The organism is Pseudomonas aphyarum (assembly GCF_028657055.1).
In the GTDB taxonomy this organism is placed as follows: domain Bacteria; phylum Pseudomonadota; class Gammaproteobacteria; order Pseudomonadales; family Pseudomonadaceae; genus Aquipseudomonas; species Aquipseudomonas aphyarum.
Map to the genome: position 1 here is coordinate 250,049 of NZ_JAMDGS010000014.1, position 25,855 is coordinate 275,903.

26 protein-coding genes are annotated in these 25,855 nt (G+C 62.8%); 8 read left to right on the forward strand and 18 right to left on the reverse strand.

Translation table 11 applies throughout. The features are described 5' to 3' along the window. Positions 1–14 precede the first annotated feature (14 nt). From M5G18_RS21970 to M5G18_RS22015, 10 genes are all read right to left on the reverse strand, one after another. The gene (locus M5G18_RS21970) at positions 15–338 is read right to left on the reverse strand and encodes a DUF3392 domain-containing protein (RefSeq protein ID WP_074690154.1); all 324 of its coding nucleotides are present in this window, start codon (positions 336–338) and stop codon (positions 15–17) included. A 19-nt stretch (positions 339–357) separates the two neighbouring features. Further along, a complete protein-coding gene (gene hemW / locus M5G18_RS21975; RefSeq protein ID WP_007953367.1) occupies positions 358–1,563 on the reverse strand; it encodes a radical SAM family heme chaperone HemW in 1,206 nt (401 codons plus the stop codon). Beyond that, entirely contained in the window at positions 1,560–2,156 is a 597-nt protein-coding gene (rdgB, locus tag M5G18_RS21980; protein WP_007953366.1) for an RdgB/HAM1 family non-canonical purine NTP pyrophosphatase, read from the reverse strand. The genes hemW and rdgB overlap by 4 nt, the downstream gene beginning before the upstream one ends. After that, complete coding sequence (locus M5G18_RS21985) at positions 2,153–2,587, reverse strand: DUF4426 domain-containing protein (RefSeq protein ID WP_007953365.1); 435 nt, start codon at positions 2,585–2,587, stop codon at positions 2,153–2,155. The genes rdgB and M5G18_RS21985 overlap by 4 nt, the downstream gene beginning before the upstream one ends. Before the next feature lie 26 nt (positions 2,588–2,613). After that, a complete protein-coding gene (gene metW / locus M5G18_RS21990) occupies positions 2,614–3,234 on the reverse strand; it encodes a methionine biosynthesis protein MetW (RefSeq protein WP_007953362.1) in 621 nt (206 codons plus the stop codon). A gap of 7 nt (positions 3,235–3,241) precedes the next feature. Continuing rightward, the gene (metX, locus tag M5G18_RS21995; RefSeq protein ID WP_134022578.1) at positions 3,242–4,381 is read right to left on the reverse strand and encodes a homoserine O-succinyltransferase MetX; all 1,140 of its coding nucleotides are present in this window, start codon (positions 4,379–4,381) and stop codon (positions 3,242–3,244) included. A 271-nt stretch (positions 4,382–4,652) separates the two neighbouring features. Further along, on the reverse strand, positions 4,653–4,949 hold the full coding sequence (locus M5G18_RS22000; RefSeq protein ID WP_273896177.1) for a DUF167 domain-containing protein: 297 nt from the start codon (positions 4,947–4,949) through the stop codon (positions 4,653–4,655). Beyond that, on the reverse strand, positions 4,946–5,536 hold the full coding sequence (locus tag M5G18_RS22005) for a YggT family protein (RefSeq protein ID WP_011336374.1): 591 nt from the start codon (positions 5,534–5,536) through the stop codon (positions 4,946–4,948). Before M5G18_RS22005 ends, M5G18_RS22000 begins: the two co-directional genes overlap by 4 nt. Positions 5,537–5,546: 10 nt before the next feature. Beyond that, a complete protein-coding gene (proC, locus tag M5G18_RS22010) occupies positions 5,547–6,365 on the reverse strand; it encodes a pyrroline-5-carboxylate reductase (RefSeq protein WP_207984224.1) in 819 nt (272 codons plus the stop codon). 23 nt (positions 6,366–6,388) lie between these two features. Continuing rightward, entirely contained in the window at positions 6,389–7,075 is a 687-nt protein-coding gene (locus tag M5G18_RS22015) for a YggS family pyridoxal phosphate-dependent enzyme (protein ID WP_273896178.1), read from the reverse strand. A 56-nt stretch (positions 7,076–7,131) separates the two neighbouring features. Between M5G18_RS22015 and M5G18_RS22020 the strand changes: the two genes are divergently transcribed. Further along, positions 7,132–8,166 (forward strand): type IV pilus twitching motility protein PilT, encoded by a 1,035-nt coding sequence (locus M5G18_RS22020; RefSeq protein ID WP_123454310.1) that lies wholly within the window; start codon positions 7,132–7,134, stop codon positions 8,164–8,166. Positions 8,167–8,282: 116 nt separating this feature from the next. Here M5G18_RS22020 and M5G18_RS22025 read toward each other — a convergent pair whose 3' ends face one another. After that, entirely contained in the window at positions 8,283–8,900 is a 618-nt protein-coding gene (locus M5G18_RS22025; protein WP_007953345.1) for a C40 family peptidase, read from the reverse strand. Between the two features lie 249 nt (positions 8,901–9,149). Here M5G18_RS22025 and M5G18_RS22030 point away from each other — a divergent pair, with 249 nt between their 5' ends. Beyond that, positions 9,150–9,584 (forward strand): NINE protein, encoded by a 435-nt coding sequence (locus M5G18_RS22030; RefSeq protein WP_127800400.1) that lies wholly within the window; start codon positions 9,150–9,152, stop codon positions 9,582–9,584. 35 nt (positions 9,585–9,619) lie between these two features. Here the strand turns inward: M5G18_RS22030 and M5G18_RS22035 are convergent, their stop codons facing one another. The 7 genes from M5G18_RS22035 to gshB all read right to left on the reverse strand — a co-directional run bounded on the left by M5G18_RS22035 (position 9,620) and on the right by gshB (position 15,531). Next, positions 9,620–10,891: a dihydroorotase gene (locus M5G18_RS22035; protein ID WP_273896179.1), complete on the reverse strand. Its 1,272-nt coding sequence runs from the start codon at positions 10,889–10,891 to the stop codon at positions 9,620–9,622. After that, positions 10,888–11,892, reverse strand: coding sequence for an aspartate carbamoyltransferase catalytic subunit (locus M5G18_RS22040; RefSeq protein WP_007913665.1), 1,005 nt, complete (start codon positions 11,890–11,892; stop codon positions 10,888–10,890). The genes M5G18_RS22035 and M5G18_RS22040 overlap by 4 nt, the downstream gene beginning before the upstream one ends. A gap of 27 nt (positions 11,893–11,919) precedes the next feature. Further along, the gene (gene pyrR, locus M5G18_RS22045) at positions 11,920–12,423 is read right to left on the reverse strand and encodes a bifunctional pyr operon transcriptional regulator/uracil phosphoribosyltransferase PyrR (protein WP_085646969.1); all 504 of its coding nucleotides are present in this window, start codon (positions 12,421–12,423) and stop codon (positions 11,920–11,922) included. Between the two features lie 81 nt (positions 12,424–12,504). Then, on the reverse strand, positions 12,505–12,942 hold the full coding sequence (gene ruvX, locus M5G18_RS22050; protein ID WP_007953334.1) for a Holliday junction resolvase RuvX: 438 nt from the start codon (positions 12,940–12,942) through the stop codon (positions 12,505–12,507). After that, positions 12,942–13,514: a YqgE/AlgH family protein gene (locus tag M5G18_RS22055; protein WP_039767938.1), complete on the reverse strand. Its 573-nt coding sequence runs from the start codon at positions 13,512–13,514 to the stop codon at positions 12,942–12,944. Before M5G18_RS22055 ends, ruvX begins: the two co-directional genes overlap by 1 nt. A gap of 59 nt (positions 13,515–13,573) precedes the next feature. Then, on the reverse strand, positions 13,574–14,473 hold the full coding sequence (locus M5G18_RS22060; RefSeq protein WP_007953332.1) for an energy transducer TonB: 900 nt from the start codon (positions 14,471–14,473) through the stop codon (positions 13,574–13,576). A gap of 107 nt (positions 14,474–14,580) precedes the next feature. Beyond that, positions 14,581–15,531, reverse strand: coding sequence for a glutathione synthase (gene gshB / locus M5G18_RS22065; protein WP_273896181.1), 951 nt, complete (start codon positions 15,529–15,531; stop codon positions 14,581–14,583). Positions 15,532–15,755: 224 nt separating this feature from the next. On the opposite strand from gshB, the gene pilG reads away from it, so the two are divergent. Genes pilG through M5G18_RS22095 form a run of 6 tightly spaced genes read left to right on the forward strand, consistent with a single transcriptional unit; the run spans position 15,756 to position 25,621 of the window. Next, the gene (gene pilG, locus M5G18_RS22070; protein WP_007953330.1) at positions 15,756–16,160 is read left to right on the forward strand and encodes a twitching motility response regulator PilG; all 405 of its coding nucleotides are present in this window, start codon (positions 15,756–15,758) and stop codon (positions 16,158–16,160) included. Positions 16,161–16,220: 60 nt separating this feature from the next. After that, positions 16,221–16,586: a twitching motility response regulator PilH gene (pilH, locus tag M5G18_RS22075; protein WP_007953328.1), complete on the forward strand. Its 366-nt coding sequence runs from the start codon at positions 16,221–16,223 to the stop codon at positions 16,584–16,586. Between the two features lie 10 nt (positions 16,587–16,596). Beyond that, a complete protein-coding gene (locus M5G18_RS22080; protein ID WP_007953327.1) occupies positions 16,597–17,136 on the forward strand; it encodes a chemotaxis protein CheW in 540 nt (179 codons plus the stop codon). A 13-nt stretch (positions 17,137–17,149) separates the two neighbouring features. Beyond that, positions 17,150–19,210, forward strand: a complete 2,061-nt coding sequence (locus tag M5G18_RS22085; RefSeq protein ID WP_273896182.1) for a methyl-accepting chemotaxis protein — start codon at positions 17,150–17,152, stop codon at positions 19,208–19,210. Positions 19,211–19,245: 35 nt separating this feature from the next. Continuing rightward, complete coding sequence (locus M5G18_RS22090; RefSeq protein WP_273896183.1) at positions 19,246–25,161, forward strand: Hpt domain-containing protein; 5,916 nt, start codon at positions 19,246–19,248, stop codon at positions 25,159–25,161. After that, a complete protein-coding gene (locus M5G18_RS22095) occupies positions 25,154–25,621 on the forward strand; it encodes a chemotaxis protein CheW (protein ID WP_273896184.1) in 468 nt (155 codons plus the stop codon). Before M5G18_RS22090 ends, M5G18_RS22095 begins: the two co-directional genes overlap by 8 nt. The last annotated feature ends 234 nt before the right edge of the window (positions 25,622–25,855 follow it).

Consider the following 25,855-nt stretch of genomic DNA (forward strand, 5'->3'; position numbering starts at 1 on the left):
GTAGTAGCTGAAAATCAGCGGCGATCCGCGACTACGCCGATCAAAACGAGCACCACCAACAACACCGGCGCCAGGCTGTAGTTGTTGAACTGGCTCAGCCCCTTCACCACCCAAGGCGTCGCGTAGATCAGCGCCGCGCCGCTGCCGATCAGGCACAGCAGGGCCATCAGCGGCACGCGCAGGGCGCCGGCGATGCTGCCCAGGCGTTGCTCGACCCAGCCTTTGAAGTCAGCGCCGAACAGCACCAGCAGGCAACCCACCAGGGCCAAAGCGATTTCCGAGAGGTTGCTGCGACTCCAGCGGGACACGGTGGCGAGCAGGTCGAGTATCAAATCCATGCGGTTTCCTTAAGAGCGGTCAGCTCAGAAATTTCTGCAGCAAGTCGTTGAGGAACAGTTGTCCGCGCTCGGTGGCCGCCAGACGTGACGGTTCGACCTGCAACAGACCGCTTTGTTCGGCCTCGCGCCGGTGTTCGTCGAGGCTCTCCAGCGGCAGGCCGGTGCGCTCCGGGTACAGGCGCGATTCGACGCCGGCGGTCAGGCGCAGGGCGTTCATCAGGAACTCGAACGGCATCTCGTCGTTGGTCAGGGCTTTCTCGCCGGCCTGGAAGCTTTTGGCCGGGTTGAGGTAGTCCTTCGGCAGGCGCGTCTTCCAGGTGCGCACGATGCGCCCGTCCGGGTGACTGAGCTTGCCGTGGGCGCCGGCGCCGATGCCGATGAAGTCGCCGAAGCTCCAGTAATTCAGGTTATGCCGCGCCGGGCGACCCGGTTGCGCATAGGCCGAAACTTCGTACTGCGCGTAACCGTGCTCGGCCAGCAGCGCCTGTCCGGCCTCTTGAATGTCCCACAGCGTGTCGTCTTCCGGCAGCACTGGCGGCTGGTTCCAGAACACAGTGTTCGGCTCCAACGTCAGCTGATACCAGGAAATGTGCGTCGGCTTCAGCTCGATCGCCTGGCGCAGGTCGCTCAGGGCATCGTCCAGCGACTGGTCCGGCAAGCCGTGCATCAAGTCGAGGTTGAAGTTATCGAACCCGGCCTGGCGCGCCATGCCGGCGGCGCGGATGGCTTCATCGCCGTTGTGGATACGGCCGAGGGCCTTGAGCTTTTCCTGCTGGAAGCTCTGGATGCCGATCGACAGGCGATTGATCCCCAGTTTGCGGTAGGCGACGAACTTCTCTTGCTCGAACGTCCCGGGATTGGCTTCCAGGGTGATTTCGATGTCGTCGGCAAACGGAATGCGCTGTTTCACACCTTCCAGCAAGCGGCCGAGGGCTTCGGCACTGAACAGACTCGGCGTGCCGCCACCAAAAAAGATCGAACTCAACTCACGGCCGTATACCGCGTGCAGATCCTGGTCGAGGTCGGCCAGCATCGCGTCGACGTACTCCTGCTCCGGCAGCACCGGGCTGGCGGTGTGGGAGTTGAAGTCGCAATAGGGGCATTTGCGCACACACCACGGGATGTGGATGTACAGCGCCAGGGGCGGCAGCGTCGGCAACGGTGCCCGAGGCGAGGAGGCGGCGCCGCCGATAATCAGCGACGACGCGGAGGAGCTATCGGTCATTTCAAGCCCAGACGCTGGCGCAGCAGATCCATTGCACGGGCGCGGTGGCTGATCTGGTTCTTGTCGCTCGGGCTCAGCTCGGCGCTGGACACGTTACGCTCCGGCACCCAGAACAGCGGGTCGTAACCGAAACCGTGCTCACCGCTGGCGGCGGTCAGAATGCGCCCGTGCCACAGGCCTTCGCAGAGGATCGGCAGCGGATCGTCGGCGTGACGCACCAGCGCCAGCACGCAGACGAACTGCGCGCCGCGCTCGGCTTCAGGCACATCCTTCAAGGCGTCGAGCAGCTTGGCGTTGTTCGCCGCGTCACCCTTGCCGTCGGCGTAGCGCGCCGAGTAGATGCCCGGCGCACCGCCGAGGAAGTCCACCGCCAGACCCGAATCGTCGGCCAGCGCCGGCAGCCCGGAAATGCGCGCGGCATTGCGGGCCTTGAGGATCGCGTTCTCGACGAACGACAGGCCGGTTTCTTCCGGCTCCACGCTGCTGAATTCGCCGATCGAGCGCAATTGCACCGATTCGCCGAGCATGGCCTGGAGTTCCTTGAGTTTGCCGGCGTTATGGCTGGCCAGTACGAGTTGCTTGAGATTGATCATTGGCCAGGGAAAAGCTCTTGGTTGAAATTGATGGTGTTGATCTTGTCGCCGGTCTGCACCTTGATTTCAAAGGTGCGGGTTTCCTGCTGTTCCACCGGGTATTGGGCGATGTAGTAGATCGCGCCCTGTTCGGTGATCTGGCGGAAAGTCAGCGGCACGCTCTGGCTGGTCAGGTCTTTGACGGTGCCGGTGACCTGGGCGATCAGCGGTTTGCCGTCCTTGATCACCGAGACATTGATCACGCCCTGGTTCTTGCTGCGGATCAGCTCGGCAGCCTTGGCGATGTCCGGCGTCAGGAAGGTCGAGTTGAAGGTGTTGTAATGCACGGTGACATCACCGAACACTTCCTTGCGTTCGCCCTTGATGGCATCGGCGGCCACGGCCGACAGGCTCAGGCAGGCGGCCAATAGCGCGGTAATCAAGCGTCCCATGTTCGTTCTCCTCGCAATGTCGTGGTTCAGACCGCGATTCTGTGATCCGCAAGCCCCGGGCTGCTGACGCGGTAGATACCGATCTCACCTAACAGATTAGGCCATAGCTTACTGGCCCACCCGTGGCGGTGCTGTTGATCCACGGCAAGCCGATCAATGACCTTCGCCTCACGTTCGCGACAAAGTTCTTCAAAGTCTTCGAAGGTGCAGAAGTGAATGTTCGGCGTGTTGTACCAGGTGTACGGCAGGAACTCGGAGACCGGCATCCGGCCCTTGCTCGCCAGGTACCAGCGGCAGCGCCAGTGACCGAAGTTGGGGAAGGTGATGATGCACTGGCGACCGACCCGCAGCATTTCGTCGAGGATCTTGTCCGGGTAATGCACGGCTTGCAGGGCCTGGGTCATCACCACGATGTCGAAGCTGTTGCTGGCGAAGTTGCCCAGGCCCTTGTCCAGATCCTGCTCGATAACGTTGACGCCCTTGGCCACGCACTGCGCGATGTTGTCGGCGTCGTTTTCCAGGCCGTAGCCGGTGACCTGCTTGTGGTCGCGCAGCCAGGTCAGCAACTCGCCGTCACCGCAACCGAGGTCGAGCACGCGGCTGCCGGCGGGGATCCATTCCTGGATGATTTCCAGATCAGCTCTCATGGCTTTCTCACAACGTAATGCGGTTCATGTAATTGCCGAACGCCTGCAAGTAACGCGGGATCGGAATCAGGAAGGCGTCGTGGCCTTGCGGCGCGTCGATTTCCAGGTAGCTGACGTCTTTGCGCGCGGCCATTAGCGCGTCCACCAGTTCCCGCGAGCGGGCCGGGGAGAAGCGCCAGTCGGTGGTGAACGACATTACGCAGAACTTGGCCTTTGCACCTTCGAAGGTTTTCGCCAGGTTATCGTTGAAGTTCGCCGCCGGATCGAAGTAGTCCAGCGCTTTGGTCATCAACAGATAGGTGTTGGCATCGAAGCGCCCGGAGAACTCTTCGCCCTGATAGCGCAGGTAGCTTTCGACCTGGAACTCGACGCTGTGAAAGTCGTAGTTGAGCTTTTCGCTCTTCAGGCCGCGGCCGAATTTCTCGCCCATGGAGTCGTCGGACAGGTAAGTGATGTGCCCGACCATCCGCGCCAGCATCAGGCCGCGCTTGGGAATCACACCCTGTTCCTGGAACGAGCCGCCGTGGAATTCCGGGTCGGTGAGGATCGCCTGGCGCGCCACTTCGTTGAAGGCGATGTTCTGCGCCGACAGCTTGGGGGCCGAGGCGATGGCCAGGCAGTGGCGAACGCGATCCGGATACGTGATGGTCCATTGCAGCGCCTGCATCCCGCCGAGGCTGCCGCCGATCACCGCCGCCCATTGGCCGATGCCGAGCAGGTCGGCCAGACGTGCCTGGCTGTGCACCCAGTCTTCCACGGTCAGCACCGGGAAGTCGGCGCCGAACGGCTTGCCGGTTTCCGGATTGAGGCTGCTCGGGCCGGTGGAGCCGTTGCAACCGCCGAGGTTGTTCAGGCTGACCACGAAGAACTTGTTGGTGTCTATCGGTTTGCCGGGGCCGATGCAGCTGTCCCACCAACCGGGCTTGCGGTCGTCGACGCTGTGGTAACCCGCAGCGTGGTGGTGGCCGGACAGGGCGTGGCAGATCAGCACGGCGTTGCTCGCTTGCGCGTTCAGCGTGCCGTAGGTTTCGTAGATCAGGTCATAATCGGCCAGCGAACGGCCGCAGGCCAGGGCCAGCGGTTCGCTGAAGTGCGCCGTTTGCGGCGTCACCAGACCAACAGAATCGGGGGGAAAGGCAGCTGGCATCGACCCTGCTCTCGTTGAAATGAGGCGTAAGTCTAAAGAGCATGGGGGTTAGCAGCAAGCTAAGGGCAGGGTGTTTGGGAAATGGGTGTTTGGCTGGGGATTTTTCCCCTCACCCTAACCCTCTCCCGGAGGGAGAGGGGACTGACCGAGGTGATCTTTCGAGCTGCACTGACCTGATATTTTCGAGTTGAACTCAAGTTTCGAAAACAACAATTATCGGCTCCCTCTCCTGAGGGAGAGGGCTGGGGTGAGGGGCAGGGGCTACGCATACTTATGACGGGCGCATGCCCAGCCCCGGCAAATCCGGCAACTTCTTCGGCGAGCAAATCTTCACTCGCTTCTGCCGGTTCAACTCACCGCCGATCAGACTGACCTGACTTTTGGAAACCCCAAAAGCCTTGGCCAGAAACCCCATCAGATAGGCATTGGCCTTGCCCTCAACCGGCGGCGCGGTCAGGCGGATCTTCAGGCGATCACCGTGCAGCCCGCAGAAATCATCGCTGCGGGCGGCCGGTTGCAGGTGACATTCCAGAATCAGGTCGTCACCGTCCCAGCGAAACCAGCTCACATCAGCAGGCGCAGGATTTCCGGCATCATCGTCATCGCCGCGAGGTTGTTGATCACCAGCATGTCGATCAGCTTCAGCACGAGGAAGGCGAAAATCGGCGACAGGTCGAGACCACCGAGGTTCGGCAGGATGCGGCGGAACGGCGCCAGGGCCGGTTCACAGATCTGGTTCACCAGTTCGGCGCCCGGATTGTGGCTGCCCGGTGCGACCCAGGACAGGATGATGCTGATGATCATGGCCCAGAAGAAAATCTTCAGGAACAGCGCCGTCACACCGATCAACGACCAGATCAGCAGTTGCAGCGGGTTACCGGTAGTGCCATAGGTCAGCAGCAGGGTCAGCGCCATCAGCGCCAGTTGCACGAGAATCGCCAGCACCAGCGACGACATGTCGAGGCCGAACAGGCTCGGGATGATCCGGCGCAGTGGCTTGAGCAGCGGCTGGGTCGCCTTGACCACGAACTGGCACAACGGGTTGTAGAAGTTCGCCCGCACCAGTTGCAGGACGAAGCGCAGCAGCACGATCAGCAGATACAGGCTGCCGAGGGTTTGCAGCACGTAGACCGCTGCGGTGTTCAATCCAATCATGTAAGGCTCCTTATTTGCCCAGTTGTTCGGCCATTTCGGCCGAGCGGTGCGCGGCGGCGCCGAGTGCTTTTTCCACCAGGGCTTCGAAGCCGCCGGCCTGGAACGATTTGATCGCAGCTTCCGTGGTGCCGGCCGGCGAGGTCACGCGGCGGCGCAGTTCGGCAGCGTCGACGTCGCTGGACACCGCCATGTGCGCAGCGCCCAGAGCGGTCTGCAAGGTCAGTTGCTCGGCGGTTTCCTTCGGCAGGCCGAGTTTGACGCCGGCGGCGGTCATGGCTTCGATCAGCAGGAAGAAGTACGCCGGGCCGGAACCGGAGACCGCAGTGACGGCGTCCAGTTGCTGCTCTTCGTTCAGCCACAAGGCGATGCCGACGGCGGACAGCAGCTCTTCAGCCTGCTGGCGTTGTTCGGCACTCACTGCGCCGGTGGCGTACAAACCGCTCACACCCTGACGCAGCAGCGCCGGGGTGTTCGGCATGCAGCGCACGATCGGTTGCTCGCCGAGCCATGCGGTCATGCTGGCGCAGGTGATGCCGGCGGCGATGGAGACCACCAGTTGATTCGGTTTCAGGCTCGGGCGAATCGCTTCGCACACGGCTTTCATGGCCTGTGGCTTGACTGCCAGCACGACAACGTCGGCACCGTCGATGGCCTGGGCGTTGTCGGCGAAGGTTTCGATGCCGTGTTCGGCGCTGACTTTGGCGCGGGTTTCTTCGCCCGGATCGCTGGCGCGAATCCGTGCAGCTTCCAGACCCTTGGCCCGCAGGCCGCCGATCAGGCTGGCGGCCATGTTGCCGGCACCGATAAAGGCAATACGCGTGTTGCTCATGTCAGGTCCTTATCTGGAAATGTTCAAGATTGGGAGTAGTCGCGGGCGCCGAACAGGGCCGTACCGATACGGACCCAGGTCGCGCCCTGGGCAATGGCCGACTCGAGGTCGTGGCTCATGCCCATGGAAAGTGTGTCGAGCGGCAGATCGAGGCTCGCCTGCAACTTCTGAACGGCGGCGAATGCAGCATCCTGCTCGGCGCGATTTTCAGTCGGCTCGGGAATCGCCATCAATCCACGCAGCTTCAGGCGCGGCAGGGCGATGATGGCCTGGGCCAGCGCCGGCAGGTCTTGCGGCGTGCAGCCGGACTTGCTGGCTTCACCGCTGACGTTGACCTGAATGCAGATGTTCAGTGGCGGCAGATCCGCAGGGCGTTGCTCGGACAGGCGTTGGGCGATTTTCAGACGATCCACGGAGTGCACCCAGGCGAAATGCTCGGCAATCGAGCGGGTCTTGTTCGACTGAATGGGGCCGATGAAGTGCCAGATCAAGGGCAGGTCGGCCAGTTCGAGCTGTTTGCTCAAGGCCTCTTGCAGGTAGTTCTCGCCGAAATCGCGCAGGCCGGCGGCGTACGCTTCGCGCAGGGCTTGTGCCGGTTTGGTCTTGCTCACGGCCAGCAGCTGGACGCTGTTTTCATCGCGCCCGGCGGCTTTGACGGCTGCCTTAATGCGCGAACTAACCAGTTGAATGTTGTCTGCTATCGTGGACATCAAGAGGCGCCAGCGGTCTGAAGGTTCGCGGCATTCTACTGGAATTGAGGGACGCTATGGATATCACTGAACTGCTGGCCTTCAGCGCCAAACAGGGCGCTTCCGACCTGCACCTGTCGGCCGGTCTGCCGCCGATGATCCGCGTGGATGGCGACGTGCGGCGGATCAATCTGCCGGCGCTGGATCACAAGCAAGTGCACGAGCTGATCTACGACATCATGAACGACACCCAGCGGGTGGACTTCGAGAAACATCTGGAAACCGACTTTTCCTTCGAAGTCCCCGGCGTGGCGCGCTTTCGGGTCAATGCCTTCAACCAGAACCGTGGCGCCGGCGCGGTGTTCCGGACCATCCCGTCGAAAGTGCTGAGCATGGAGGACCTGGCCATGGGCGACGTCTTTCGCAAGATCACCGATGCGCCACGCGGGCTGGTGCTGGTGACCGGGCCGACCGGCTCCGGCAAGTCCACGACCCTGGCGGCGATGATCGATTACCTCAACACCCATCGCCATCACCACATCCTGACTATCGAAGATCCGATCGAATTCGTCCACGAATCGCGCAAATGCCTGATCAATCAGCGCGAAGTCCATCGCGATACCCGCAGTTTCGCCACCGCATTGCGTTCAGCACTGCGCGAAGACCCGGATGTGATCCTGGTGGGCGAGATGCGTGATCTGGAAACCATTCGCCTGGCGCTGACCGCCGCCGAGACCGGGCATCTGGTGTTCGGCACACTGCACACAACGTCGGCGGCCAAGACCATCGACCGGGTGGTGGACGTATTCCCCGGGGACGAAAAATCCATGGTGCGCTCGATGCTCTCGGAGTCCTTGCTGGCGGTGGTGTCGCAGACGCTGATCAAGAAGGTCGGCGGCGGCCGGGTGGCGGCGCACGAGATCATGCTGGGGACGTCGGCGATCCGTAACCTGATCCGCGAGGACAAGGTGGCGCAGATGTACTCGGCGATACAGACCGGCGGCTCGCTGGGGATGCAGACACTCGACATGTGCTTGAAGGATCTGGTGACCAAGGGCTTGATCAGCCGCGAGCATGCGCGGGAAAAGGCGCGTACGCCGGATAACTTCTAGGCAAAAAAAATCGCAGCCCGTGGGCTGCGATTTTGATCGTTCCCACGCTCTGCGTGGGAATGCCTCAATGGACGCTCTGCGTCCGCTTTGAGACGCGCAGCGTCAAACGAACTAGCTCAGCGCTGAACGACGCGCATCTGCCCCTGTTCCTTCGGCAATACGCGTTTGGCCACCACGTAATGCTTTTCCCAGTACGGCTTGTTCAGTGTGTCGATGCTCACCGACTTGCCGCGCCGTGGCGCATGGATGAAACGGTCGTTGCCCAGGTAGATGGCAACGTGATTGACCCGACGGCTCTTGATGTTGAAGAAAATCAGGTCGCCCGGCTTCAGGTCCTTGCGTTCGACTTTCTCGCCGTGACCGCTGGCCATGGCGTTCGAGGTGCGTGGCAGGTCGAACGTGGCGTCGTTGAACGCGTATTTCACCAGACCGCTGCAGTCGAAGCCTTTACTCGGGCTGCTGCCGCCCCAACGGTAGGGTGTACCGAGGACGTTTACCGCGCGACTGAGGACGTTGCTGCTTTCCTTGGTCGCCATCGGTGGCACCAGCTTGCTGCGGCCGTTGCTGCTCAGCGTGGTGTGTTTGACCTGTTTGCCTTTGTTCGATGGAGCAGAGGCATGGGATTTAGGGGTAAAACCGTTAACGTTTGGAAGACGTTGCTCACGATTGGTGGCGTGGGCGGCCAGTGGCATTAATAGGCAAATGGTTAGCCATGTCTTGAAAAATGGACGCATTAGGCAGGGCTCTTCATGTGATAGCGCGCAACTTTATAACAGCTTTTTTGTCCCTTCCGAGGCCGTTGGTCGATTCAATCGGGTGCCAACGGAACCAAATAAGCGGCAAAAAGACGCAATTGTCGGACAGGAGTCCGGTGCTATAAGGCTTTGACGGGAGACACGGTAGCATTTGCCATACGTCGGCTACCTGTAAAAAAGTCACAAAGAATTAAAGAATATTTATCTATCGCGTGTATCGAGGTCTTAATGAACGGCTATCAGCTGCCCCGAGTGAAGGAAAAAGACACCCATAGCAAGGTGATCGGCTACCTGTTGTGGATTTTCGGTTTCACAGGCTCTCACCGCTTCTATTACGGCAAACCGGTGACCGGCACGATCTGGTTTTTCACCTTCGGGTTGCTGGGGATCGGCTGGCTGATCGACGTGTTCCTGATCCCGGCAATGGATCGCGAAGCCGACCTGCGTTTTACGGCGGGGCCGATCGAGTACAACGTGGCGTGGATTCTGCTGACTTTCCTCGGCGCGCTCGGCGTGCACCGGATGTATCAGGGCAAGTGGATCAGCGGGGTGGTGTATCTGCTGACCGGCGGGTTGTTCTTTCTGGGGGTGCTGTATGACTTCTGGACGCTGAACGATCAGGTGTCGGTGCGTAATGCCGAAGGGCGGGGCGCCTTTCAGTAAGTGATGGCGAGGGAGCTGGCTCCCTCGCCATTTTTTTACGCCTGATGGCTGATCCGGCCATCCACCAAGGTGTAACGCACCACACCCGGCAGGCTATGACCGAGGAACGGACAGTTCTCGCCTTTCGACAGCCAGGTTTCGCCGGCCACGGTCGAAGCCTTCGGATCGAACAGCACGATATCCGCCGCGCCGCCGACCGCCAGTTTGCCCGCCGGCAGGCGCAGGGCCTCGGCCGGGCCGGCGCTCAGGCGGGCCAGCAGGGTCGGCAGGTCCAGCAGACCATCCTCGACCAGCGTCATCGCTAGCGGCAGCAGCAGTTCGACGCTGCTGATGCCCGGTTCGGTCGCACCGAACGGTGCCAGTTTGGCATCGCGCTCGTGGGGCTGGTGATGGCTGGAGATGGCCGAGACCACGCCGGACTTCACTGCATCACGCAGGCCGTCGCGATCCGCGCGGGTGCGCAGCGGCGGTTGCACGTGATACAGGCTGCTGAAGTCGATCAGCGCTTCGTCCGTCAGGATCAGCTGATACAGGGCGACATCCGCGGTGACTTTCAAACCACGGGCCTGGGCCTGAGCGATCAGAGCCACACCGCGAGCACTGGTCAACTGGCTGAAGTGCGCACGCACGCCGGTCTGTTCGACCAGCAGCAGATCCCGGGCCAGGGCCACGGTTTCAGCGGTTTCCGGGATGCCCGGCAGGCCGAGGAAGCTGGCGGTGGGGCCTTCGTGGGCCAGGCCGCCGTCAGCGAGGTCGTGATCCTGCGAGTTGAAAATCACCGTCAGGTCGAAGGTCGCCGCGTAATCCAGCGCCCGGCACAGGGTACGGGTGTTGCGGAAGCTTTCGAGGCCATTGCCGAACGCCACACAACCGGCGTCGCGCAGGGCGACCAACTCGGCCAGTTGCTCGCCATCCAGACCTTTGCTCAGCGCGCCGATCGGGAACACCTTGGTGTTGCCGGCCTCGCGGGCGCGGTCGAGGATCAGTTCGGCCACGGCGGAGGTGTCGAGCACCGGTTTGGTTTTCGGCGGGCAGCACAGGCTGGTCACGCCGCCGGCCGCAGCAGCGCGGGTTTCGCTGGCAATGGTGCCTTTGCGACTGTAGCCCGGCTCGCGCAGGGCGACGTTCAGGTCGACCAGCCCCGGAGCGGCCACCAGGCCTTGGGCGTCGATGGTTTCGACGGCGGTGAAACCGGCCGGTGCCGCGCCGAGGGCGACGATCTTGCAGGCTTCAACGTGAATGTCGGTGATTTGATCCAGGCCGCTGCTTGGGTCGATGACGCGGGCGCCGAGAATGCTGAGCTTCACTGGGCGTTCTCCTGCTCGAATTGACGCTGCGCTGTTTGTCCGCTCATGGCCATCGACAGCACGGCCATACGGATCGCGATGCCGTAGGTGACTTGATTGAGGATCACCGAGTGCGGGCCGTCGGCCACTGCCGACTCGATTTCCACGCCGCGGTTGATCGGCCCCGGGTGCATGACGATGCAATCGGGCTTGGCGCCGGCCAGGCGCGCGGTGGTCAGGCCGAACAGGCGGTAGAACTCGCCTTCGCTCGGCAGCAGGCCGCCGGTCATGCGCTCACGTTGCAGGCGCAGCATGATCACCACGTCGACGTCTTTCAGGCCTTCGGTCATGTCGGTGTAGACCTTCACGCCGTATTGCTCGATGCCGATCGGCAGCAGGGTCTTCGGCGCGATCACGCGGATGTCCGGGCAACCGAGGGTCTTCAGGGCGAGCATGTTCGAGCGCGCCACCCGCGAGTGCAGGATGTCGCCGACGATGGCCACCGAGAGGTTCTCGAAACCGCCTTTGTGACGGCGGATGGTCAGCATGTCGAGCATGCCCTGGGTCGGGTGCGCGTGCCGGCCGTCGCCGCCGTTGATGATCGCCACTTGCGGGCAGACATGCTCGGCGATGAAGTGTGCAGCGCCCGAGTCGCCGTGGCGCACGACGAACATGTCGGCGGCCATGGCTTCCAGGTTGCGCAGGGTGTCGAGCAGGGTTTCGCCCTTGCTGGCCGACGAGGTCGACACGTTCAGGGTGATCACGTCCGCCGACAGCCGCTGGGCCGCCAGTTCGAAAGTGGTGCGGGTGCGAGTCGAGTTTTCGAAGAACACGTTGCACACGGTCTTGCCGCGCAGCAACGGGACCTTCTTCACGGCCCGGGCACCGACTTCGAGGAACGAGTCGGCGGTGTCGAGGATTTCCGTCAGCAACTCGCGGCGCAGGCCGTCGAGCGAGAGGAAGTGGCGCAGCTGGCCCTGATCATTGAGCTGCAGCGGGCGCTTGGTATCTAGAGGCGTCATCGCGAGGGGGACTCTCAATAGGGCGGATTAAAGGGCAAGGTCTTGCAGTTCGAGGGCCAGCTCCGGCCCGGACAGCTTGACCCGCTCGTGGGCGGCCAGCGACAGGGTCGCGCCGACCACGTTCGGGCGGATCGGCAGTTCGCCGGCGTCCAGGTCCAGCAGGCAGACCAGCGTCACGCTGGCCGGGCGGCCGTAGTCGAACAGTTCGTTCATGGCGGCGCGGATGGTCCGGCCGCTCATCAGTACGTCGTCGATCAGCACCAGATGCTGGCCTTCGATTTCGAAGGGCAGGGCGGACGGGCGCACCTGCGGGTGCAGGCCGTTCTGGCTGAAGTCGTCGCGGTAGAAGGAAACATCCAGCGTGCCCAATGGCGCGTCGCTGCCCAGCTCTGCGAGCAGGGCCTGGGCGACCCAGACGCCGCCGGTGCGGATGCCGATGTAACGCGGTTCGCTGATCTCACGCTGGGCAAGGTGCGCCTTGAGGCGGGTCGCCATCTGGCTGATCAGATCGGCGGGATTTGGCAGGCTCATGGTTGCTCCTTCTTGGGGTCGAGCCGGTTCTCGCGAACCGGGGCTCGGGTTGTAACCAAAAGAAAAGCGCCGTAGCGCTTGTCAGGATTCAAATAGTGCGGTGTTTTCGTCGAGCCAGCCTTGCAGCAGCAGGGCGGCGGCGATGGCGTCCACCGGGTTGTCGCGGTAGCTGCCTTTCTGCCCACCGCGCACCAGTCGTTCGCCCTTCGCTTCGAAGGTCGTCAGGCGTTCGTCGTGGGTATAGAAAGGCAGGTTGAAGCGGCCATTGAGGCGTCGGGCGAATTTCTCGGCGCGGGCGCACATTTCGCTGGGCGTGCCGTCCATGTTCAGCGGCAGGCCGACCACCACGGCGTCGGGTTTCCATTCCTTTATCAGGGCTTCGACCTGATTCCAGTCCGGCACACCGTTTTGCGCCTTCAAGGTACACAGTTCGCGGGCCTGGCCGGTAATCACCTGGCCGACCGCCACGCCGATCTGTTTGGTGCCGTAGTCGAAGCCGAGGATCAGGCGCAGGGCCATCAGGCGTGTCCTGCCTGGCTGGTCAGCAGGCTGAGGTTGATCCCCAAATGCTTGGCCGCCGCTTCCAGGCGCAGTTCACTGCTGGTGTTGAACAGGATGTCGGCGTCGTACGGGCAGGTCAGCCAGGCGTTGTCGGCCAGTTCGGCCTCCAGCTGACCGGCTTCCCAACCGGCATAACCGAGGGTGATGACGCTTTTGGCCGGGCCCACGCCGTCGGCGATGGCGAACAGCACATCCTGCGAGGTGGACAGGGCCAGATCGCCCTCCAGCTCGACGGTGGCCTGGAAGGTCTTGCCCGCCGGGTGCAGGACAAAGCCGCGATCGGTCTGCACCGGGCCGCCGATGAAGATCGGCACATGCTGGCACAGCGCTGGCGGATCGATGTCCGGGCGCAATTGTTCGAGGATGTCGGCCAGATTCAGCTCTTGCGGTCGGTTGACCACCAGCCCCATGGCGCCATTGGCCGTGTGCTCGACGATGTAGGTCAAGGTGTGGGCAAAGTTCGGGTCGGCCATGTGTGGCATGGCGATCAGGAAGTGATGCTTGAGGTAGCTGGGGCTGACGTTTTTCATGTGCGCTAGTGTGGCGTTCGGGGGGCGAACTGACAAGCTGGAGCGGGCAAAAGATCGACTCAGTTACTGGACAGCCGGTCGCCCCGGGCGAATTTCCAGGTGCGGATGATTTCCAGCCGGTCGATGTCCGACAGGTCCCCGGTAAACGGTGCAAACGGTGCCGCCAGGCGCACGATGCGCTGCGCCGCCTGATCCAGCAGCGGCTGGCCGGAAGACTCCAGCACCAGCACTTCATACAGCGAGCCGTCGCGGTTGATCGACACCATCAGGCGCAGATTGCCGTAGATCTGCTTGCGCCGGGCTTCGTCGGGGTAATTGAGGTTGCCGATGCGCTCGACCTTCTTGCGCCACTCGTCCTTGTACCAGGCGCCCTTGTCGCGCATGGTCGACGCAGCGCTCAGGCGGTGGATACGTGGGCGCTTGGCGTAGAGCTGTTGTTCGTTGGCCAGTTCGGCTTCGAGGCTGGCGATGTCGCTGGAGAGCTGCGAGCTGTCGAAAGTCGGGGCGTCGACCGTCGGTTTGGTCTCGGTCTTGGCTTCTTCTTTCTTGGTCGGCGCCTTTTTCGGTTTCGGCGCGACGGTCGTCACCGCTGCTTTGGGTGCGGCTTCCTGCACTTCCGGCTTGGCGGCCGGCGGCGGGGTGACTTTCTTGACCTGGTTGTCCTGGAACGGCGCGACTTCGGTGGTCTTGGGGATCGCCTTCTTGTCGAGGGTGCCGCTGCCTTCCTGGTTTTCCTGGGCGAGGAAATCGGCCTTCGCCGGCTTCTTTTCGCTCTTGAAGGTGGCGAGGGTGATTTCCAGGGTTTTGCTGATCTGCTTGGGCTCGACCATGGTGAAACCCACGCCGAGCAGCAGCGCCAAATGGATCAGCGCCGCGAGAAACAGGGTAAATCCGAGGCGATCGACCGGGCGCACGCCTTTATGGGCGAGTTCAGCGGGCAGATCGGACGGAAGTGTCATGACAAGAAAACCAACATCGCGTTTTTCACAGGCCGCGCATGATAACGCAATGTTGGTTTCACGCCTTTAGCTTCAAGCATCAAGCGACAGGCTGCATGTGATGCACATCAAGCTTGCAGCTTTTTCTCGATGGCATCCATCAGTAGGCCGCCGATGTCGGTGCCGAAGGCATTGTCGATTTCGCGGATGCAGGTCGGGCTGGTGACGTTGATTTCGGTCAGGTGCTCGCCGATCACGTCCAGGCCGACGAACAGCAGGCCTTTTTCGCGCAAGGTCGGGCCGACCTGGGCGGCGATCCAGCGATCCTTGTCGGTCAACGGACGGGCTTCGCCACGACCACCGGCCGCGAGGTTGCCACGGGTTTCGCCCTGGGCCGGAATCCGCGCCAGGCAGTAATCCACCGGCTCGCCGTCGATCATCAGGATGCGCTTGTCGCCGTCCTTGATCGCCGGCAGGTAGGCCTGGCCCATGATCTGCTGGGCGCCGAGGGCGGTCAGGGTTTCCAGAATCACCGACAGGTTCGGGTCGCCGGCACGGTGACGGAAGATCGAAGTACCGCCCATGCCGTCCAGCGGCTTGAGGATCACGTCGCCATGTTTGGCGGCGAATTCACGCAGCACGTCGGCGCGGCGGCTGACCACGGTCGGCGGCGTGCACTGCGGGAACAGCGTGGCGAACAGTTTTTCATTGCAGTCGCGCAGGCTCTGCGGCTTGTTGACCACCAGCACCCCGGCGGCTTCGGCCTGTTCGAGCAGGTAGGTGGAGTAGACGAACTCCATGTCGAACGGCGGATCCTTGCGCATCAGGATCACGTTCAGGTCGCTCAGCAGCGAATCCTGCTCGGTGCCCAGTTCGAACCATTTTTCCGGGTTGGCGAAGACTTTCAGCGGCTTCATCCGCGCCCGTGCCTGGCCTTCACCCTGATAAAGGTCTTGCTGTTCCATATAGAACAGTTCCCAGCCGCGCTTCTGCGCCGCCAGCAGCATGGCCAGCGAGCTATCCTTTTTATAGGAAATGCTGGCGATAGGGTCCATGACAATCCCGACGCGAACGCTCATTGGGTTTTCCTCGAAAATTGGCTACCGGATCGGTATGAAAAAAGTGCCGCCAGAGTGGCGCCGGGCGGGTTTTCGGTCAAGGAAAAACCCGTCGATAGATTGCGTCTGGAGACTGTGCTAAAAAGGCTCCCAGCCGTGCTGGCCCTTGAGCATCAAGGGTTTCCAGCCATCAGTCATCGCAAAACGGACAAATTGATTCGCAAAGGCGACGGTAGAGCCCCCTTATGGAACAGCAGTCCAGCGCCTTGAAGGTCATGGTGATCGACGACTCGAAAACGATTCGTCGCACCGCCGAGACCCTGTTGAAAAATGCAGGGTGCGAAGTCATCACCGCGATCGACGGTTTTGACGCCCTGGCGAAGATCGCCGACCACCATCCCGGGATCATCTTTGTCGACATCATGATGCCGCGTCTGGATGGTTATCAGACCTGCGCTTTAATCAAGAACAACAACGCGTTCAAGGGCACGCCGGTGATCATGCTGTCGTCCCGGGACGGGCTGTTCGACAAGGCCAAGGGGCGGATTGTCGGTTCCGATCAATTTTTGACCAAGCCTTTCAGCAAGGAAGAACTGCTCGACGCGATTTCGGCCCATGTTCCGGGCTTCGCTGCCGCTTTGCCGCAGTAAGACACGCACAGAGACGCTCGGCCAGCGGGCCCGGTGTCGACAAGAAAAATGGGGAAGACCATGGCACGTATCCTGATCGTCGATGATTCGCCGACCGAAATGTACAAACTCACCGGCATGCTGGAAAAGCACGGGCACGAAGTGCTGAAAGCCGAAAACGGCGCCGACGGCGTGGCCCTGGCCCGCCAGGAAAAACCCGACGCGGTGCTGATGGACATCGTCATGCCCGGCCTCAACGGCTTCCAGGCCACCCGCCAGTTGACCAAGGATGCGGAGACCAGCCACATCCCGGTGATCATCATCACTACCAAGGATCAGGAGACCGACAAGGTCTGGGGCACCCGCCAGGGCGCCAAGGACTACCTGACCAAACCGGTCGACGAAGACACGCTGATCAAGACCCTGAACAACGTGCTGGCCGGTTGATCGCGCCGCCATGAGCGAGTCGCTGACCGCGTTCGAACTGTTGTGGCAGATCGACCAGCGCTGTCGCCTGCTGGCGGCGGACCTGCCGTCGCAACCGGCGCGCCAGGATCGCTGGAGCGGCATCGGCTTTCGTCTGGGCGAGCACTGGTACGTCACGCCGATGGGCGAAGTCAGCGAAGTGCTGCCCGAACTGCGCGTCACCCAGCTGCCGGGCGTCAAGCCGTGGGTCAAGGGCGTGGCCAACCTGCGCGGACGCCTGCTGCCGGTCATGGACCTGTGCGGCTTTTTCGGCCATGAGCTGTCACCGATGCGCAAGCAGCGGCGGGTACTGGTGGTAGAGCATCAGGACGTATTTGCCGGGTTGCTGGTCGATGAGGTCTTCGGCCTGCAGCACTTCGAGCAGGACAGTTTCGAATCCGTCTCGATCAGTAAACGGCAAGGCTCCAAGGGCGAGTTCATCAAGGGCTATTTCCGGCGCGAGCAGAACTGGCGGGTGTTCAGCCTGTTTGCGCTGGCGCAGTCACCGAGTTTCATGCACGTCGCGGTTTAACAGGCGAGGACCGATGATCAAAGCAAAAACAGGCAAGCCCGCAGAAGGCTCGCGCAGCCGCTCGCAGATCATCGTGCTGTTCATCGCACTGATCGTGTTCATCATGCTGCTGTTCGCCAACTTCGCTTACCTCAACACCCAGGCCAACTACGACAAGCAGTACATCGGCCACGCCGGCGAGCTGCGGGTGCTGTCGCAGCGGATCGCCAAGAACGCCACCGAAGCTGCCGCCGGCAAGGCCGCCGCGTTCAAACTGTTGAGCGACGCGCGTAACGATTTTGCCCAGCGCTGGGGCTACCTGAAGAAGGGTGACCCGGCCACCGGCCTGCCGCCCGCGCCGTCCACCGTGCGTCCGGAAATGCGCGCCGTGCAGCTGGACTGGGAACGCCTGCTGAAAAACACCGACGCGATTCTCTCCAGCGAACAGACCGTGCTGTCCCTGCATCAGGTGGCTGCAACTCTGGCCGAAACCGTGCCGCAGTTGCAGATCGAATACGAAAAGGTCGTGGAAATCCTCCTGCAACGCGGTGCGCCGGCGGCGCAGGTGGCGATGGCCCAGCGTCAGTCGCTGCTGGCCGAGCGGATTCTCGGCGCGGTCAACACCGTGCTGTCGGGCGATGAAAACTCCCAGCAGGCCGCCGATGCCTTCGGTCGTGATGCCGCACGCTTCGGTCAGGTGCTTAACGGCATGCTGCAAGGTAACCCGGCGCTGAAGGTCAGCCAGGTCGAAGACCGTGACGCCCGCGCTCGCTTGAGCGAGATTTCCGAACTGTTCCAGTTCGTCTCCGGTTCGGTGGATGAAATCCTCGAAACCTCGCCGGAGCTGTTCAAGGTCCGTGAGTCGGCCACCAATATCTTCAGCCTGTCGCAGACCCTGCTCGACGAAGCCTCGCACCTGGCCACCGGTTTCGAAAACCTCGCCGGCGGGCGCAATACCGACACCATCGGCGGTTATGTGTTGGGCCTGCTGGCGCTGGCCTCGATCATCCTGATCGGCATGGTCATGGTCCGGGAAACCAACCGTCAGTTGCGCGAGACCGCCGAAAAGAACGAGCGCAACCAGAACGCGATCATGCGCCTGCTCGACGAGATCGAAGACCTCGCCGACGGCGACCTGACCGTAACCGCCTCGGTGACCGAAGACTTCACCGGGACCATCGCCGACTCGATCAACTATTCCGTCGACCAGCTGCGCGATCTGGTCGCCACCATCAACCTCACCGCCGGCCAGGTCGCCGCTGCGGTGCAGGAAACCCAGGCCACCGCCATGCACCTGGCCCAGGCCTCGGAGCATCAGGCCCAGCAGATTTCCGAAGCCTCGACCGCGATCAGCGACATGGCCCAGTCCATCGATCAGGTGTCGGCCAACGCTGCCGAATCCTCGGCAGTGGCTGAGCGCTCGGTGGAGATCGCCAACAAGGGCAACGAGGTGGTGCACAACACCATCCACGGCATGGATAACATTCGCGAGCAGATCCAGGACACCGCCAAGCGCATCAAGCGTCTGGGCGAGTCGTCCCAGGAAATCGGCGACATCGTCAGCCTGATCGACGACATTGCCGACCAGACCAACATCCTCGCCCTCAACGCGGCAATTCAGGCCTCGATGGCCGGTGATGCCGGGCGTGGTTTCGCCGTGGTTGCCGACGAAGTGCAACGGCTGGCCGAGCGCTCGTCCGCCGCGACCCGACAGATTGAAACACTGGTGCGGGCGATCCAGACCGACACCAACGAAGCCGTGATTTCCATGGAACAAACCACCACCGAAGTGGTGCGCGGCGCACGGCTGGCGCAGGATGCCGGTGTGGCCCTGGAAGAAATCGAAGGCGTGTCCAAGACCCTTGCGGCGCTGATCCAGAGCATTTCCAACGCGGCGCAGCAGCAGACGTCTTCGGCCGGGCAGATTTCCCTGACGATGAACGTGATCCAGCAGATCACCTCGCAGACCTCGTCCGGCTCCACGGCCACCGCCGAGAGCATCGGCAACCTGGCGAAAATGGCCAGCCAGTTGCGGCGCTCGGTGTCCGGGTTCACCTTGCCGGCGGCGCCTGCGCCCGTCGCGGACAAGGCGTGAGGCCTGCGGGCGAGTCCATGTCGAGCGGAGTGGTTATGGGTGACCGGCACGACTACGTGGCCCTCGAATGGGTCAAGGGTGAAATAGCCGAGACGCTGAGGCAGGCGCATCAGGCCATCGAAGCCGTGCTCGACGACCCGCAGTCGGTGCCCGGGCTGGACGAGTGCCTGGCCTGCATCCATCAGGTGCACGGCAGCCTGCAGATGGTCGAGTTCTATGGCGCGGCATTGCTCGCCGAAGAAATGGAACACCTGGTCGAAGCGTTGCAGAACGACCGCGTCAGCCACCGTGATGAAGCGCTGCACTTGCTGTTGCAGGCGCTGGGTCAATTGCCGATCTACCTAGACCGCGTGCAGGGCGCCCGCCGTGACCTGCCGCTGGTGGTGCTGCCGCTGATCAACGATTTGCGCAGCGCCCGGGGCGAAAGCCTGTTGTCGGAAACCAGCCTGTTCAGCCCGCAGTTGCCTGAACTTGCGCCTTTGGGCGAGGAAACCCTGGCACTGCTGGAGCCGGCAGAGCTGCCGAATGTGCTGCGCAAATTGCGCCAGATGCTGCAAATGGCGCTGGTCGGATTGCTCCGCGAACAGGACGACCAGACGCACCTCGGTTATCTGGCCAAGGTCTTTACCCGGCTTGAAGCACTCAGCGATAACTCGCCGCTGAGCCCGTTGTGGCAGGTCGCTTCGGCGCTGGTCGAAGGCATGCGCGAAGGCCGGATCGCCAACAGCCCGGCCCTGCGCAGCCTGTTCAAGGACGCCGACAAGGAACTCAAGCGCCTGCTCGAACAGGGCATGCCCGGCCTCAACCAGCCGCCACCGCCTGAACTGCTGAAAAGCCTGCTGTTTTATATCGCCAAAGCCGAACATCCCACCGGGCAGATGCTGACCATGAAAGATCGCTACTCCCTGGACGACGCGCTGCCCGACAGCGCGATGGTCGACGAAGAACGCGCGCGCCTGGCCGGCCCCGACCGCGATGCCATGCGCTCGGTACTCGCGGCGCTGTGCGAAGAACTGGTACGGGTCAAGGAACGCCTTGACCTGTTCGTGCGCAGCGACCGCCAGCACGCCTCGGATCTGGACAGCCTGCTGGCGCCGCTGCGGCAGATCGCCGACACCCTGGCGGTGCTCGGTTTCGGCCAGCCGCGCAAGGTGATCATCGATCAACTGGCGGTGGTGCTCAGCCTCGCGCAGGGCCAGCGCGAACCGAACGACGCCACGCTGATGGACGTCGCCGGCGCCTTGCTCTACGTCGAAGCGACCCTGGCCGGGATGGTCGGCACGGTGGAACCGGAGAGCCCGGAAGACTCGCGCCTGCCGACCACCGATCTGACGCAGATCCATCAGATCGTGATCAAGGAAGCGCGTATCTGCCTGCAACAGGCCAAGGACATGATCGTCGACTACATCGACGCCGACTGGGATCGCCAGCAACTGCAAAGCCTGCCGGCGCTGCTGACCCAGGTGCGCGGCGCGCTGGCGATGATCCCGCTGGCACGTGCGGCAAGTCTGCTCGAAGCCTGCAACGGATTTATCCGCGAGCATCTGTTGCTCGACCCCCACGAGCCGGGCTGGCAGCAACTCGACAGCCTCGCCGACGCCATCACCAGCCTCGAGTATTACCTCGAACGCCTGACCGACGACCCGCAGGCACCGAGCGAACACTTGCTGGATATCGCGCAGAAAAGCCTCGCCAGTCTCGGCTTCTTTCCTGACGAACAGCCCGGCGAGCCGCAGGTGCCGGTGCTCGACGATGTGCTCAGCCCCAGCGAAGCGCTGGTGATGCAGGATTTGCAGGAGCTGGACGATCCGGAGATCGTGCAGTCGTTGGCCGAAGTGCTGGCCAGTCCGGTGTCGGCGGTCAACCCGCCGGCGCTGACCACGCCGGGCAGCCTGCTGCCGCCACCGGCCGATGAAGAACCGGTGGACGATGAGCTGCGCGAAGTGTTCCTCGAAGAGACCGGGGAAGTGCTCGAAGTGCTGAGCGAATACCTGCCGCGCTGGTCTGCCGAGCCCGATGACCGCGCCGCCCTGAGTGAACTGCGCCGCGCCTTCCACACCCTCAAGGGCAGCGGCCGGATGGTGCGCGCGCTGGTCCTCGGCGAGCTGGCCTGGGCGGTGGAAAACCTGCTCAACCGCGTTCTCGAACACAGCGTCGAACCCGGCCCGGCGGTGCGCCAGTTGCTGGCCGACACGCTGCTGCTGTTGCCGGATCTTATCGCCGAATTCGCCACCAACGGCCAGCGTCAGCGCCACGATGTCGATCAACTGGCGGCTCGCGCCCACGCGCTGGCCAAGGGCGACACGCCGTTGCCGGCCGAAGACGTGGAAGACGTTGCAGCCCTCGATCCGCTGTTGCTGGAGATTTTCCGCAACGAAGCCGAAACCCACCTCGCCAGCCTCAATCGTTTTCTTGATCAGGCCGCCGAGCACGTGCCGTTGCAGGCCAGCGACGAATTGCAGCGCGCGCTGCACACGCTCAAGGGCAGCGCATCGATGGCGGGGGTGTCGCCGATTGCCGAACTGGCGGCACCGCTGGATAAACTGGCCCGGGAATTCAAGGCCCATCAGCTGGCGCTGGATCTGGACGAAGTGGAACTGCTGCTCGAAGCCGAGGGCCTGTTCCGTGTCGGTCTGCGTCAGCTCAAACACGATCCGCTGGCGCCGATTGTCGGCGCGCAGTCGCTGATCAAACGTACCGAAACCCTGCTCGGCGAACGCCTGGAATCGATCCTCAACGCCCCCAGCAGCGCTTTGCGGGTCAAGCGCGACCCGCAACTGATCAACAACTTCCTGGCTCAGGGCATGGACATCCTGCTCGACGCCGAAAACCTCTTGCAGCGCTGGCAGCAGCACCCCGGCGAACGTCAAGAACTCAGCGCGCTGTTGGACGAGCTGACCACCCTGGGCGAAGGCGCGCACCTGGCGGATCTGCTGCCGGTGGATGTGCTGTGCGAAGCCTTGCTCGACCTGTACGGCGCCGTCGAAGAGAGCAGCCTGGCGGTCAGCGAGCGGTTTTTCCATGAGGCGCAGCAGGCCCACGAAGCGCTGATCAACATGCTCGACGAACTGGCCGCCGGCCAGGAAATCACCCCGCAACCGCAACGCATCCGCGCCTTGCACGAACTGCTCGACGAAAGCCTCGATCCGTCGGCCATGGGGCTGATCCGCAGCGACGGCAGCCGCACCCTGAGCATCCGCGAACTGGGCAGCGCCACCGCCGAACTGCAACAACACAGCGTCGACAGCGAGCCGGACGACGAGATCGTCGAGATCTTCCTTGAAGAGGCGGTGGACATTCTCGACAGCGCCGGGCAAGCCTTGCAGCGCTGGCTGAAAGATCCGGAAAACGGCGCACCGCTGTCGTCGCTGCAACGGGATCTGCACACGCTGAAGGGCGGCGCGCGGATGGCCGAAGTGGCGGCGGTCGGCGACCTGGCCCATGAGCTGGAAGGCCTTTACGAAGGGCTGGTGGATCGTCGTTACAGCCACAGCGAAGCCCTCGACCGATTGTTGCGCCAGAGCCACGAGCGTCTGGCGCAGTTCCTCGAACAGTTGCACCGGCACCAGCCGCTGGATCCGGCGCAGGACCTGATCGAGGCGATCCGCCGTTTCCGTCAGGGCTCGGCCGCCAATCCTGAAACGCCGCCAACCAGCGTCACGCAGGACGGCCCCGGACACGATCCGGAGCTGCTGGACATCTTCCTCGAAGAAGGTTTCGACATTATCGAAAACTCTGGCGCCGCGCTGCTGCGCTGGCAGGCCGAGCCCGGCAATCGCCAGGAAGTGGAAACCCTGCTGCGCGACCTGCACACCCTCAAGGGCGGCGCGCGGATGGTGGAGATCGGCCCGATCGGCGACCTCGCCCACGAGCTGGAATATCTTTACGAAAGCCTGTCCGCCGGCACCCTGCAAGGCAGCGCCGAACTGTTCGCGCTGTTGCAGCGCGGCCAGGACCGCTTGGCGCAAATGCTCGACGCGGTGCGCGCCGGCCAGCAGTGCCCACCGGCGGACCGGCTGATCAGCGCGATCCAGAATTTCAGCCATCCGCTGGTCGTGCAAACCCCTGCACCCGTGCCGCCGGTGGCGGTGAAGGCCGAGCCTGCTGCCCCGGCACCCGAGGCAGGGGCGGACATGGTCAAGGTTTCTGCCGAGCTGCTGGATGAACTGGTCAACCTCGCCGGCGAAACCTCGATTTTCCGTGGGCGAATCGAACAGCAAGTCAGCGATGCGCAGACCGCCCTGCACGAGATGGAAACCACCATCGAGCGGATGCGCGACCAGTTGCGCCGGCTCGACACCGAAACCCAGGGGCGGATTCTCAGCCGCCAGCAAGTGGACGCCGAGCGCCTCGGCTACGAAGATTTCGACCCGCTGGAAATGGACCGCCATTCGCAGCTGCAGCAGCTGTCACGGGCGCTGTTCGAGTCCGCTTCCGACTTGCTGGATCTGAAAGAAACCCTCGACCGGCGCACCCACGACGCCGAGAACCTGTTGCAGCAACAGGGGCGGATCAACACTGAATTGCAGGAAGGCCTGATGCGCACGCGCATGGTGCCGTTCGAACGCATGTTGCCGCGTCTGAAACGCATCGTCCGGCAGGTCGCCGAAGAGCTGGGCAAGGACGTAGCGTTCAACGTCGGCAACGCCGAAGGCGAGATGGACCGCAACGTCCTCGAACGCATGGCCGCACCGCTGGAACACATGCTGCGCAACGCCGTCGACCATGGTCTGGAGTCCGCCGAAGTCCGGCTGGCTGCGGGCAAACCCGCGCAAGGACAGATCAGCCTCGACCTGTCCCGCGAGGGCGGCGACATCGTGTTCGACATCCGCGACGATGGCGCCGGCGTGCCGCTGGACGCGGTGCGGCGCAAGGCGATCAAGCGTGGGCTGCTGGCGCCGGACGCCGACATCAGCGACCGCGAGGTGTTGCAGTTCATCCTCCAGCCAGGCTTTTCCACGGCCGAGAAAATCACCCAGATTTCCGGGCGCGGCGTGGGCATGGACGTGGTGCACGAAGAAGTCCGGCAACTGGGCGGCACCATGAGCATCGACTCGGTGCCGGGGCAGGGCGTGCATTTCCGCATTCGCCTGCCGTTCACCGTGTCGGTCAACCGTGCGCTGATGGTGCAGTGTGGTGAAGATCAGTATGCGATTCCGCTGAACACCATCGACGGCATCGTCCGCGTGCTGCCGAATGAACTGGACGGGCATTTCCGTCTCGATCCGCCGAGTTATCAGTACGGCGGCCAGCGTTATGAACTGTGCTACCTGGGCGAGCTGCTGAAAACCGCGCCCCGGCCAAAACTGTCCGGCCAGAGCCTGCCGGTGCCGGTCTTGCTGGTGCAGTGCAACGACCGGCACATCGCGGTGCAGGTCGACACGATGGCCGGCACCCGCGAGATTGTGGTCAAGAGCCTCGGCCCGCAGTTCGCGTCGGTGCAGGGCGTGTCCGGAGCGACGATCCTCGGCGATGGCAGGGTGGTGCTGATTCTCGACCTGTTGGCGCCGATCCGCGCGATGCAGGCGCGGTTGCCGCAGCGTCCGGCCAGTCATGAAATCGAGAGCGAACCGCAGAAGCCGTTGCTGGTGATGGTGGTCGACGATTCGGTCACGGTGCGCAAGGTCACCAGCCGTTTGCTTGAACGCCACGGCATGAACGTGCTGACCGCCAAGGATGGGGTCGATGCGATGCTGCTGCTGGAAGAACACATGCCCGACCTGATGCTGCTCGACATCGAAATGCCACGCATGGACGGCTTCGAAGTGGCGACCCAGGTGCGCCACGACGAACGCCTGCAACACCTGCCGATCATCATGATCACCTCGCGCACCGGCCAGAAACACCGCGACCGCGCGATGGCCATCGGCGTCAACGACTACCTCGGCAAGCCGTACCAGGAATCGGTGCTGCTCGAAAGCATCGCTCTGTGGAGCAAAAAACATGCATGAACGCCGACACAACCAGCGCACCAGCCAACTCACCGGGCTGCTGCTGCCGCTGGCGGATCGCAACCTGATCCTGCCCAACGTCGCCGTCGCCGAGTTGATCGACTACCAGTCCAGCGCCTTCGATCTTGATACGCCACCGTGGTATCTCGGTCGGGTAACCTGGCGCGAGCGGCAGATTCCGTTGCTGAGTTTCGAGTCGGCGTGCGGCAACAAGATTGTCATCGGCGAGCGGGCCCGGATCGTCATCCTTAATGCCCTCGGCGGGCGGCCGGAATTGAAGTTCATTGCGCTGCTGGTGCAGGGGATTCTGCGCTCGTACAAGCTCGACAGCCAGTTGAGTTATGTCGACGTGCCGTTGTGTGCGCTGGAGCAGGCGGCGGTGCAGGTGGGGGAGCAGGTGGCGAAGGTGCCGGATCTGTTGGCGCTGGAGACGTTGTTGGTGGATGCGGGGCTGGTTTGAGTTCGCTTGAGTTTTGGGTTGCCTCTTCGCCCTTTCCCTCACCCCAGCCCTCTCCCGGAGGGAGAGGGGGCCGACCGAGGTGTCTTGGATCATTCATCGACCTGAGCCACCGAGTTGATTATGGATTCAAAGCAAATCGTTCATTTCGGTGCATCTCGCCAATATCCTCCGATCGGTCCCCTCTCCCTCCGGGAGAGGGCTAGGGTGAGGGCAGCTCTTGATCATTACGCTGAC

Coding starts and splice junctions, on each gene's coding strand:
- M5G18_RS22005 (WP_011336374.1), bottom strand. CDS start 5,536: ATGATTGGATTGAACACCGCAGCGGTCTACGTGCTGCAAACCCTCGGC.
- M5G18_RS22085 (WP_273896182.1), top strand. CDS start 17,150: ATGATCAAAGCAAAAACAGGCAAGCCCGCAGAAGGCTCGCGCAGCCGC.
- proC (WP_207984224.1), bottom strand. CDS start 6,365: ATGAGCAACACGCGTATTGCCTTTATCGGTGCCGGCAACATGGCCGCC.
- M5G18_RS22020 (WP_123454310.1), top strand. CDS start 7,132: ATGGATATCACTGAACTGCTGGCCTTCAGCGCCAAACAGGGCGCTTCC.
- metX (WP_134022578.1), bottom strand. CDS start 4,381: ATGCCAGCTGCCTTTCCCCCCGATTCTGTTGGTCTGGTGACGCCGCAA.
- M5G18_RS22040 (WP_007913665.1), bottom strand. CDS start 11,892: ATGACGCCTCTAGATACCAAGCGCCCGCTGCAGCTCAATGATCAGGGC.
- M5G18_RS22090 (WP_273896183.1), top strand. CDS start 19,246: ATGGGTGACCGGCACGACTACGTGGCCCTCGAATGGGTCAAGGGTGAA.
- gshB (WP_273896181.1), bottom strand. CDS start 15,531: ATGAGCGTTCGCGTCGGGATTGTCATGGACCCTATCGCCAGCATTTCC.
- M5G18_RS22095 (WP_273896184.1), top strand. CDS start 25,154: ATGCATGAACGCCGACACAACCAGCGCACCAGCCAACTCACCGGGCTG.
- M5G18_RS22015 (WP_273896178.1), bottom strand. CDS start 7,075: ATGTCCACGATAGCAGACAACATTCAACTGGTTAGTTCGCGCATTAAG.
- rdgB (WP_007953366.1), bottom strand. CDS start 2,156: ATGATCAATCTCAAGCAACTCGTACTGGCCAGCCATAACGCCGGCAAA.
- pyrR (WP_085646969.1), bottom strand. CDS start 12,423: ATGAGCCTGCCAAATCCCGCCGATCTGATCAGCCAGATGGCGACCCGC.
- M5G18_RS22055 (WP_039767938.1), bottom strand. CDS start 13,514: ATGAAAAACGTCAGCCCCAGCTACCTCAAGCATCACTTCCTGATCGCC.
- M5G18_RS21985 (WP_007953365.1), bottom strand. CDS start 2,587: ATGGGACGCTTGATTACCGCGCTATTGGCCGCCTGCCTGAGCCTGTCG.
- hemW (WP_007953367.1), bottom strand. CDS start 1,563: ATGACCGATAGCTCCTCCGCGTCGTCGCTGATTATCGGCGGCGCCGCC.
- M5G18_RS21970 (WP_074690154.1), bottom strand. CDS start 338: ATGGATTTGATACTCGACCTGCTCGCCACCGTGTCCCGCTGGAGTCGC.
- ruvX (WP_007953334.1), bottom strand. CDS start 12,942: ATGGCCCTGCGCCTGATCCTCGGCTTCGACTACGGCACCAAACAGATC.
- M5G18_RS22030 (WP_127800400.1), top strand. CDS start 9,150: ATGAACGGCTATCAGCTGCCCCGAGTGAAGGAAAAAGACACCCATAGC.
- M5G18_RS22080 (WP_007953327.1), top strand. CDS start 16,597: ATGAGCGAGTCGCTGACCGCGTTCGAACTGTTGTGGCAGATCGACCAG.
- metW (WP_007953362.1), bottom strand. CDS start 3,234: ATGAGAGCTGATCTGGAAATCATCCAGGAATGGATCCCCGCCGGCAGC.
- M5G18_RS22060 (WP_007953332.1), bottom strand. CDS start 14,473: ATGACACTTCCGTCCGATCTGCCCGCTGAACTCGCCCATAAAGGCGTG.
- pilG (WP_007953330.1), top strand. CDS start 15,756: ATGGAACAGCAGTCCAGCGCCTTGAAGGTCATGGTGATCGACGACTCG.
- M5G18_RS22025 (WP_007953345.1), bottom strand. CDS start 8,900: ATGCGTCCATTTTTCAAGACATGGCTAACCATTTGCCTATTAATGCCA.
- pilH (WP_007953328.1), top strand. CDS start 16,221: ATGGCACGTATCCTGATCGTCGATGATTCGCCGACCGAAATGTACAAA.